Origin of the sequence: Nguyenibacter vanlangensis, from assembly GCF_013376155.1 — a bacterium.
Lineage (GTDB): Bacteria > Pseudomonadota > Alphaproteobacteria > Acetobacterales > Acetobacteraceae > Gluconacetobacter > Gluconacetobacter vanlangensis.
In genome coordinates, this window is sequence record NZ_JABXXP010000079.1 from 1 (window position 1) to 8,882 (window position 8,882).

General features: G+C 68.0%; 11 protein-coding genes and 1 pseudogene. 5 read left to right on the forward strand and 7 right to left on the reverse strand.

Features of this window, described 5'->3' with window-relative positions:
• Both HUK84_RS06555 and HUK84_RS06560 read right to left on the reverse strand, forming a co-directional pair.
• Positions 1 to 387, reverse strand: a pseudogene (locus tag HUK84_RS06555) (heparan-alpha-glucosaminide N-acetyltransferase domain-containing protein); the annotation flags it as partial.
• A complete protein-coding gene (locus HUK84_RS06560; RefSeq protein WP_176639567.1) occupies positions 384 to 965 on the reverse strand; it encodes a TetR/AcrR family transcriptional regulator in 582 nt (193 codons plus the stop codon). The gene HUK84_RS06560 and the pseudogene HUK84_RS06555, both read right to left, overlap by 4 nt.
• Positions 966 to 1,084: 119 nt before the next feature.
• Between HUK84_RS06560 and surE the strand changes: the two genes are divergently transcribed.
• On the forward strand, positions 1,085 to 1,915 hold the full coding sequence (gene surE, locus HUK84_RS06565; protein ID WP_176639568.1) for a 5'/3'-nucleotidase SurE: 831 nt from the start codon (positions 1,085 to 1,087) through the stop codon (positions 1,913 to 1,915).
• Between the two features lie 119 nt (positions 1,916 to 2,034).
• Entirely contained in the window at positions 2,035 to 3,042 is a 1,008-nt protein-coding gene (locus tag HUK84_RS06570; RefSeq protein WP_176639569.1) for an NAD(P)-dependent oxidoreductase, read from the forward strand.
• On the opposite strand, the gene HUK84_RS06575 is transcribed toward HUK84_RS06570, so the two are convergent.
• Entirely contained in the window at positions 3,026 to 3,589 is a 564-nt protein-coding gene (locus HUK84_RS06575) for a 5' nucleotidase, NT5C type (RefSeq protein ID WP_246285468.1), read from the reverse strand. The genes HUK84_RS06570 and HUK84_RS06575 overlap by 17 nt on opposite strands.
• Before the next feature lie 114 nt (positions 3,590 to 3,703).
• Here HUK84_RS06575 and HUK84_RS06580 point away from each other — a divergent pair, with 114 nt between their 5' ends.
• Positions 3,704 to 4,282 carry a DNA-3-methyladenine glycosylase I gene (locus HUK84_RS06580; RefSeq protein ID WP_246285470.1) on the forward strand — a complete coding sequence of 193 codons (579 nt, stop codon included), beginning with the start codon at positions 3,704 to 3,706 and terminating at the stop codon, positions 4,280 to 4,282.
• 49 nt (positions 4,283 to 4,331) lie between these two features.
• Here the strand turns inward: HUK84_RS06580 and HUK84_RS06585 are convergent, their stop codons facing one another.
• Positions 4,332 to 5,033 carry an MgtC/SapB family protein gene (locus tag HUK84_RS06585; protein ID WP_176639570.1) on the reverse strand — a complete coding sequence of 234 codons (702 nt, stop codon included), beginning with the start codon at positions 5,031 to 5,033 and terminating at the stop codon, positions 4,332 to 4,334.
• A 275-nt stretch (positions 5,034 to 5,308) separates the two neighbouring features.
• Here HUK84_RS06585 and HUK84_RS06590 point away from each other — a divergent pair, with 275 nt between their 5' ends.
• The gene (locus tag HUK84_RS06590; RefSeq protein WP_246285471.1) at positions 5,309 to 5,617 is read left to right on the forward strand and encodes a putative quinol monooxygenase; all 309 of its coding nucleotides are present in this window, start codon (positions 5,309 to 5,311) and stop codon (positions 5,615 to 5,617) included.
• Positions 5,618 to 5,647: 30 nt separating this feature from the next.
• Here HUK84_RS06590 and HUK84_RS06595 read toward each other — a convergent pair whose 3' ends face one another.
• Both HUK84_RS06595 and HUK84_RS06600 read right to left on the reverse strand, forming a co-directional pair.
• Positions 5,648 to 7,588 carry a PAS domain-containing sensor histidine kinase gene (locus HUK84_RS06595; protein WP_176639571.1) on the reverse strand — a complete coding sequence of 647 codons (1,941 nt, stop codon included), beginning with the start codon at positions 7,586 to 7,588 and terminating at the stop codon, positions 5,648 to 5,650.
• A 154-nt stretch (positions 7,589 to 7,742) separates the two neighbouring features.
• Positions 7,743 to 7,958 (reverse strand): hypothetical protein, encoded by a 216-nt coding sequence (locus tag HUK84_RS06600; protein WP_176639572.1) that lies wholly within the window; start codon positions 7,956 to 7,958, stop codon positions 7,743 to 7,745.
• Positions 7,959 to 8,053: 95 nt separating this feature from the next.
• Between HUK84_RS06600 and HUK84_RS06605 the strand changes: the two genes are divergently transcribed.
• Positions 8,054 to 8,440, forward strand: a complete 387-nt coding sequence (locus tag HUK84_RS06605; protein WP_176639573.1) for a YidH family protein — start codon at positions 8,054 to 8,056, stop codon at positions 8,438 to 8,440.
• Here HUK84_RS06605 and HUK84_RS06610 read toward each other — a convergent pair.
• A partial coding sequence (locus HUK84_RS06610; protein WP_246285472.1) for a LysR substrate-binding domain-containing protein occupies positions 8,437 to 8,882 on the reverse strand: 446 nt, incomplete at its 5' end. The genes HUK84_RS06605 and HUK84_RS06610 overlap by 4 nt on opposite strands.

Here is an 8,882-nt window from a genome sequence, read left to right on the forward strand (position 1 = left end):
GGGGGGCGGCTGGCCCGTCCCGTCGCCGGCAATGCCCACGATCCAGGCCGGCACCTCGATCACCTGGCTGACCGCCAGCACCAGCACCCCGCGCGCCAGCCAGTGGCGCCGGAACTGCGCGGTCCCCCAGTCCGGACGGCGCTGCGCCAGCAGCGCGGCCCCGGCCCCCATCCAGAAGAAGAATCCGGGCGCGCACAAATCGCTGGCCAGGCGCAGGATCAGTTGCGTGACATCACGTCCCGTATCGGCATAACGCGTCCAGGCCCCGCCCCAGAATTCCACCGAATGGCGCCGGACCACCAGCGCCCCGACATGGTCCAGCGCCATCAGCAGCATGATGGCGCCGCGCGTCGCGTCCAGCCCGTCCAGCCGTTCCGCCCGGCTCATGGCGCGGCCTCCCCGAACGGCAACAAATCCAGAAACGCCTCGATCGTCCGGGTCAGGCGCGGCGCGTCGCCGGTCGCGGCCAGTTCCAATGTCGCGCCGCGAAACATGGCGACGATCATCCCGGCCAGCAGGTCGGCCCGCGCGGGCGCGATCCCCTCGTCACGCAGCCGCCGGCCGATGCCGTCCAGCCAGAATTGCGCGACCCGGCGCGGATAATCGCCGAAACGGGCCGGATCGCGGGTGGCAATGCCGTACATCTCGTAAAACAGGCACAGCGTCGGTCGCATCTCCGGCCGGGCCAGCCACAGCCACAGCGCGCGGAACACGGCGCGCGGCGGCCCGGCCGCCCGTGCCAGGCAGTCATCCATCTCCCGGCGTCCCGCCTCGCGCAGCGTGTCGAAGACCGTGCACAGCAACTGCTCGCGCGATTCGAAATGATACAGGATCGTACGGTGGCTGGTGCCGATGGACGCCGCCAGCGGACGCAGCGAGAATTCGGCCACCCCGTTCCGCCGGACATAGTCGACGATCTTGTCCAGCAGGCGCGGGCGCAGCGCGGGATCGATCGGTCTGGGCATGGCGTGTGGCTACATTATTAATCCGATCGGTTCAATAACAAATCGCGCGTTTGCGATTTCCCGCCGCCGGCATCTCGGGGTCTGATCGGCGCAATGGCTTCACCGGCCTGGAGGGCAGCATGACCACCCCACGCGACTTCATCTGCGAACGCATCCTGCTGACGAACGATGACGGAATCGACGCGCCGGGTCTGCGGGTGCTGGAACAGGTCGCCGCCCAACTGGCGCCCGAAATCTGGGTGGTCGCGCCCCGGCATGACCAGAGCGGCACGTCCCATTCCATCAGCCTGCACGACCCGCTGCGCGTCAGCCCCCAAGGCGAGGTGCAAGGCGCGGCATCAGGCGGCGCGGCATCAGGCGCGGCATCCGGGATGCGCCGCTTCGCCGTGCCCGGCACGCCGGGCGATTGTGTCGTCATGGGCGTGCGCCACCTGATGGCCGGACGGCGCCCCGACATGATCCTTTCGGGCGTCAATCGCGGCGGCAATCTCGGCGTCGAGACCGTGTTTTCCGGCACGGTGGGCGCGGCCATGACCGGCATGCTGCTGGGCATTCCCTCCATCGCGCTCAGCCAGGTCTTCGTGGCGGGGCGGGATGTGCCCTGGGACACGGCGCGCACCCTGGCCCCGGGCGTCATCCGGCAATTGGCCGCCATGGACTGGGCGGCCGAGGCCTGCCTCAACGTCAATTTCCCGGCCTGCCCGCCGTCCGAGGCACGAAAGATGCTCCTGACCAGCCAGGGCCTGGGATTGATGGACGGCGTGGACGTCGTCACCGGGACCGACCCCAGGGGCCTGCCGTACCATTGGCTGACGCTGACCCGCGCGCGCCACGCGGATGACGCCGGCAGCGAAGCGGCCGGCGTCGCCGCCTTCCACGTCACCGCGACGCCGCTCCGCTTCGAACGCACGCACGACTCCACGCTGGCGGCCATGCGCGCCGGGCTCTGAAACACCGCCCGGCCGGGCCGAAAAAACCGGGCCATTAGATCGAGATCAAGGACACTCCCGGGCAACGGGACTATCGACCCGCTCCGTGACAGGGCCGTCTCGGCCCGGGTGGAGGCTTCATGAAGATCGTCCTGTTTTCGGCCGGCGAAGCGGCGGACGAAGCGGCGTTTTCCGCGCTCGGCGGCGATCTGGCCGTTCTGCCGGTCATGGCGCCGCTCGATGCCGGCAATGTGGACGCCCATGAAGACGCCGACATCGTCAGCGGCTTCGCCGGCTGCGATTTCAGCGCCGCCATTCTGTCCCGCCTGCCCAGGCTGCGCTTCATCGCGGTCCGCGCGACCGGCTTCGACAATGTCGATCTCGCCTATTGCCGTGCCCGCGGCATTCTGGTGTCCAACGTGCCGGCCTACGGCGACAGCACGGTGGCGGAACATGCGTTCGGCCTGCTGCTCGCCTTGTCGCGCCGGACCGTGCCCTGCGCCGAGGCCACGCGGCGCGGCGATTTCACCTTCTGCCCGGACCGGGGGTTCGAATTGCGCGGCAAGGCGTTCGGCGTGGTCGGGACCGGCCATATCGGCCGCCGGGCCATCGAGATGGCATCGGGGTTCGGCATGACCGTGCTGGCCTATGACGCCATGCCGTCACCGGACCTGCAGGCCCGGCCCGACACCCGTTATGTCACGTTCAACGCCCTGCTGGCCGAAGCCGACATCGTCAGTCTTCACGTCCCCGCCACCCCGCAGACCGACGGCATGATCGGCGCTGCCGAACTGGCCCGGATGAAACGCGGCGCGGTGCTGATCAACACGGCGCGGGGGCAGGTCGTCGATCACGCCGCCCTGGTCGGCGCGCTGGAACGCGGCCACCTGGCGGCGGCAGGGCTCGACGTGCTGCCCGACGAGACCCTGCTGCGTCATCCCGACAAATTCTTCGCCCCGGACCAGGCCCCGTCGGCCACGCAACTGCGCGCGGCCCTGGCCGCGCGCGCCCTGGCCAGCATGCCCAACGTCATCGTGACCCCCCACAACGCCTACAACACCCAAGAAGCCTTCCGCCGGATCGTCGAGACGACGATCGCCAATATCCGGGCCTTCGCGGAAGGCAACCCGATCAACCTGGTGGGATAGGCCTTTCGCCCTGCCGTTCGAGAAACGCGACGGCCTCGTCCCAGCCCCGGACGCGCGGTGTCCAGTCGACGGTCCTGTTGTGCGGTGCGTCGAACAAGACGCCCTGGCCCTTGAAGCGGCGGAAATGCCGGACATTGTCATCGACCAGGAAATCCGCGGCCAGGATGCTCTTGTCGCCGCAGAACACGATGTTCAGCGGCGAAATGAAGGGAAAATGCTCCCGCAGCCACGCGAACTTGGCGGCGCACGACGCCGGATATTCCATCGCCGCCGTGGTGATGAACACGTCGAAGCGGCTGCCCAGATGCCGCAACGCGTCCCTGGCGCCGGGCATGACGTCCAGCGTGCGGAAAAATTCGCCCTGATGCAGCAGGTCTTCCATCATCACCACATGCGCGGGATCGGCCAGGTCGGCGAAATGCCTGCCGTGCAGCATGTCGGCCGTCCAATCATAGCCGTGCCGGGTCCGATACCAGTTCCATTGCGCGCTAAAGGCGTCGGCGATGACTTCGTCCATATCGACGGCGAGGCGAGGGCGGTATTCCATGACGATCACTCTTGCCAGTCCCGGCCTGCTTGGACAATGAACTCTGCGTGCGACCTGCGGTCGACGAACTCTGCGCGCGACCTGCTCGGTCGACAGGAAATGGAGGCAACGGGAATGACGGACCGAGACATCGACATGCCGGCCGAACCCCCTCGTTGCTCTTGGGCCCGGACCGATCCGCTGCTGCGCCTCTATCACGACCAGGAATGGGGCATGCCGGTCCATGACAGCCGCGCCCTGTGGGAAATGCTGATGCTCGAAGGCTTCCAGGCCGGATTGTCCTGGCTGACCGTCCTGCGCCGGCGCGACGGCTTCCGCCGTGCCTTTCGCGGTTTCGATCCGGACATCGTCGCCCGTTTCGACGGCGCGGACGTCGAACGCCTGATGGGCGATCCCGGCATCATCCGCGCCCGCGCCAAGATCGTGGCGACGATCGGCAATGCGCGCGCCTATCTGGCTATGCGCGACCGGGGCGAGGATTTCGCGGCCTTCGCCTGGGGCATGGTGCCGGATGCGCCGGTCCGCAACCGTACCGGTGAAATCCTGGCGCAATCACCGCTGTCGCAGGCCATGTCCCGGGCGCTCAAGGCAAGGGGGTTCAAATTCGTCGGGCCGGTGATCGTCCATGCCTGGATGCAGGCCGTCGGCATGGTCGACGACCACGACCCCGCCTGCTTCCGCCACATACCCTGAATACAAATCCCGAAGCGGATTCCGGGGCGGATTCCGGGGCGCACCCCGTTCAGTTGGTGGTGCTGACGCTCCAGGTCGCGCTGATCACGTCGGGGCTGCGGGCGATATGGTCGCTGATCATGTCCAGCTCCTGCGGATCGGCCGAGGTCGGCACCAGCAGGGCGGCCAGTTCCACATGCTCGTCGCTCTCGGACAGGGTCTCGATGTCGCGGATCGGGTAATGATGGTGCTCCAGCTCGTCCGCCAGCAGGTCGCGCGCGGCCGAGACATGCTCGGGCCGGCAGATCACGTGCATCCGGTACAGCGCCTCGGTCGTATCCGGATTCAGCGGGCGGCGATCGACGAATTCCACCAGCGGGCGCAGCAGCGTGTTGCCCGCCAGCACGAACAGCGCGACCAGGACCGCCTCGCCCGGCAGCCCGGCGCCGGAAAACGCCCCCACCGCCGCGGTGGACCACAAGGTCGCCGCCGTGTTCAGCCCCCGCACCTGGCCGCCATCCTTCATGATGACGCCCGCGCCCAGAAACCCGATGCCCGAGACGACATAGGCGATCACCCGCACCGACCCGTCAGGGCCCGACAGCCGCACGCCCAGATCGACGAACGCGGCGGCCCCCACCGCCACCAGCGTGTTGGTGCGCAGCCCGGCGGTGCGCTGGCGATATTGCCGCTCCAGGCCGATGACGGCCCCCAGGACGAACGAAACCGACAGCGCGACCGCCGTATGCAGAAAGGCAGGCAGGTCGAACATGAACGGTCTCCCGGCCGCGCCATCTCTGTCGGGCGCATGCACGCATGAACGGAACGACGCGCGGAACAATGCCGGCCGCACCGGCCGGCGCGGCGGTTTTAGGCATCATCGACCGCTCAAGTCCAGGCCAACGGCCTCCGTGACGAAATCGTGTGGCCCGCCCCGTCGCGCGCGGCGGCGGGGCGGCTGGCGGTTTTCGGGGGCGCTGCTACTGTCCCGGGGGCCCGGCCGCCGACGGCCGCCCGCGAAATCATCGATCGAACAGAGAGACGCCCATGGAACAGACAGGACAGGAAAAGACATTATACGCCACGATGCGCGCGCTGCCCGGGTACGAGGAAACCCTGGCCGCCATGCTGCGCGACCTGGCGCGCGACGTGCGGGCCGAACCCGGATGCCTGCGCTTCGTCGTCTATCGCCTCGCGTCCGACCCGGCCGCCTTCCATGTCGAGGAGACCTATCGCGACCAGGCGGCGTTCGAGGCGCATATCGGCATGGACCATGGCAGGCGCTTCAACGCCGCGATCCGGACGATGGTCGAAGGCGGCGCGTCGAACGTGGTGTTCCTCGACCTGGTCGCCTGAACAACCGCACGGGACCCGCGTAACCCCGGATCACTCGTCGCCCTGCGCGCCCGTCGCGGCGCGCAGGCTGGCCAGCGGCAGGTCGATCCGGATCGCGATACCGCGTTCCATCCGCTCCCGCCGAAAGCTGCCGCGCAATTGCCGCTCGATCACCATCGTCAGCAGGCGCGAGCCGAAACCCGGCTCGGCGGCCTGGCCGGTGGCCGGATCGGCGGGTGTCGGCGGCGCCAGTTCGTCCCATTCGTGCCAGAGGATGCCGATCCGCGCGTCCGACCGCCGGCACGTGATGGCCAGCCGGCCCGGCGGCCTGCCCAATGCGCCGTGTTTCGCGGCATTGGTGGCCAGTTCATGGAAGATCAGGGCCAGCGGCGTCGCTGTCCGGGCGTCGATCGCGGCATCGTCTCCGTCGATCGTCAGCCGCCCGGCAGGGGCCGTCTCCCCGTACGGGGACAGGATGCGGCGCAGCAATTCCTGCAGCGAATATCCGGCCTGCTGGGCGGTTTCGTTGCCCGTCCGCGCCCTGATGAAATCATGCGTATGCGCCAGCGCGCGCAGCCGCGCGCGCAGCTTTTCGGCAAACGCGTCCGCGTCCTGGCCATCCTCCAGCGTCAGGTTGATCAGGGCATAGACGATGGCGAACAGGTTCTTGATCCGGTGATCCAGTTCCCGCTCCACCAGGGCGCGCTCGGTTTCCAGGCACTTGGCCTCGTGAATGTCGGTCATCGTGCCGATCCAGCGCGGTGCTGCGCCCGCCTCGCCGGCGATCGGCAGGGCGATCACCTGCCCCCAGCGATATTCGCCCGAATGATGGCGCAGCCGGCCCTGGACATCCATCCGCTGACCGGTCGCGACCGCGTCGCGCCAGGCGGCCATGACGCGGTCGCGATCGTCGGGATGCAGGTAATCCTGCCACGGGCAGGGCTCGCCCGGCGCGTTCGCATGGCCGGTGAAATCCTGCCAGCGCCGGTTGCAGTAATCGTTCCTGCCGTCCGCGTCCCAGCCGAAGACGATATGCGGCAACGTGTCGGTATAGGTCCGGAACTGCCGTTCGCTGGCGGCCAGCGCCATCGACGTCTCGACCTGCTGCGTCACGTCGACCGCGACGCCCGAACAGCGCGTCGGCCTGCCGTCCGGGCCCGGCAGCATCCGGGCCGACGTCACCACCCATCGCGTCCGGCCGCCGCCGATCACCCGATGCTCACAGCGATAATTCTCCCCGCGCTCCCTGGCCCGGCTCAGCGTGCTTACGACCCGTTCGCGGTCATCGGGATGGATCCCGGCCATAAAGAGCGCACGGTCGGCGCCCCGGGCCGCGACGGCCGGGTCCACCCCGTGCAGCAGTGCGAAACGTTCATCAGTGATGACGATTTCGGTGTTGAAATCGACCTCCCACGTGCCGACCAGCCCGCCGGCCTGCAGCGCCAGGTCCAGCCGGTGCTTCGCGTGCTGCAGGTCCAGCCGCGTCCGCACCCGCTCGGTGGTCTCTCCACCCGACAGCAACGCCCCCCGCACGGCGCCGTCCTGGTCGAAGATCGGGGTGAAATCGATGTCGAACCAGCGCGAGACCAGCGCCCCGTCCTGATGCATGCGCATCCGCACGTCCTGGAAATGGGATGGCTGGCCCAGGAAGGTGCGCGCCACCGCCTCGCGATAGAAATCGGCGGCCTGGGGAAACACGCTCGCCGTTGGCCTGCCCAGCGCGTCCGCGTAATCCGGGCCGACGATGTCGCACATGACCCGGTTCGGAACCAGCAGCCCCTGCCGCCCGATCAGCACCGCCATGGGCGAGGACGACGCGACGGCCAGCCGGATCGCATAGCGCAGGCAGTCCGGCCAGGTCTCGACGGCGCCCGCCGGCGTCGCCGCCCAGTCGAAGCCCAGGATCGCCGCCAGTTGCGGATCCCCAGGCTGGCCCCTGGCCTGCCCGGCCGATGCCGGATCGCCTGCATGGCGGGAAAACAGGCCGACCATCGACACTTCCTCCCATTTCCCGTTTCTCTGCATGAATGAGACGAAACAGACCAAATATGTCCTTCGAATGGACAAAATATGTCCATTCAATCCCGAAATCGGCACAAGTCGTGCCGGCTTCAACCATCACGCCACGCATGCCGCAGGGCCAGGCTCATCGCCCGGAGCAGGCCCCGAGGCATGCCGTGCCTCGGCGCGTGGCTTCTTGTTTTTTTTGAAATACAGAGCCAAAAAATTCTTGAATTTTCAGGCTGCGATAATTCGGATCAAATGAATCCAAAAACAATAAAAGTCTTTTTGCTTCTTTTTCTTCAGAAAAAGAAGAGTCTTCTTCGGACGGCCAGCCTAACCGACTCGGGCGGCGATGCATAGGGTCGCGGCGCGACGGCTGCCGAACCTATCTTGTCCTTACGTCTTGAAAATAGGAAGACTCTTTTCTTCGCGGTCCACAGGGGGCATGGCACGATGCTGGCGCATTTCACCGATCACGCGGCCAACGAACGGACCTTCCTGGCCTGGATCCGCACCGCGCTGGCCGTCATGGCCTTCGGCTTTTTGGTCGAACGGTTCGACCTGTTCCTGCAGGTCGCGGCCGCGTCCCTGGGCGGACATGCCATCTCGGTCCGTCGCCAGTTGTTCGGCGACCTGATCGGCCTGCTTCTCCTGGTGCTGGGCGGCGTCATGATGGTGGTGGCGACGCTGCGCTATCGCCGCAACCGGGCCCTGATCGACTCGCCGGACCTCCAGGCGGGGCAGCACGGCCGGGGCGACCTGGTGCTGGTGGGCCTGCTGCTCCTGCTGGGGGGCGCGCTGTTCCTCTATCTGGTGGTCCACGTCCTGATGTCGGTCTAACTGCCCGCCTCCGTGCCAGCCGGGTCCAGCATCGCGGCGAAGGACGCGGCGCTGCGGCCCGGATCGCGGGCCCGGTGGCGGATCATCAGGAAACGCCGCTCGGGCAGGGCAAAGGGCACCTGCCGCAGCAATCCCGCCTCCAGGCTGGCCGCGACGACCGAGGCCGACAGCACGGTGGCCCCCACGCCGGCCTCGGCAGCGGCCCGCACCGCCTCGTTCGACGGCAGTTCCAGCCCGATATCCAGCGCCTCCGGCGCCAGGCCCATCCCCAGCAGGAAGGACGCGAATTCCGAGCGCGTGCCCGATCCGGCCTCGCGCAGCACCCAGGTGCCCGCCGCCAGGTCCGTCGCCGTGCGGGGCGGGGTTTCGCCCCAAGGATGCCCGGGCGGGACGACCAGGACCAGTTGGTCGCGCGCGACGACGCGGCTCGTCAGGCTCTCGT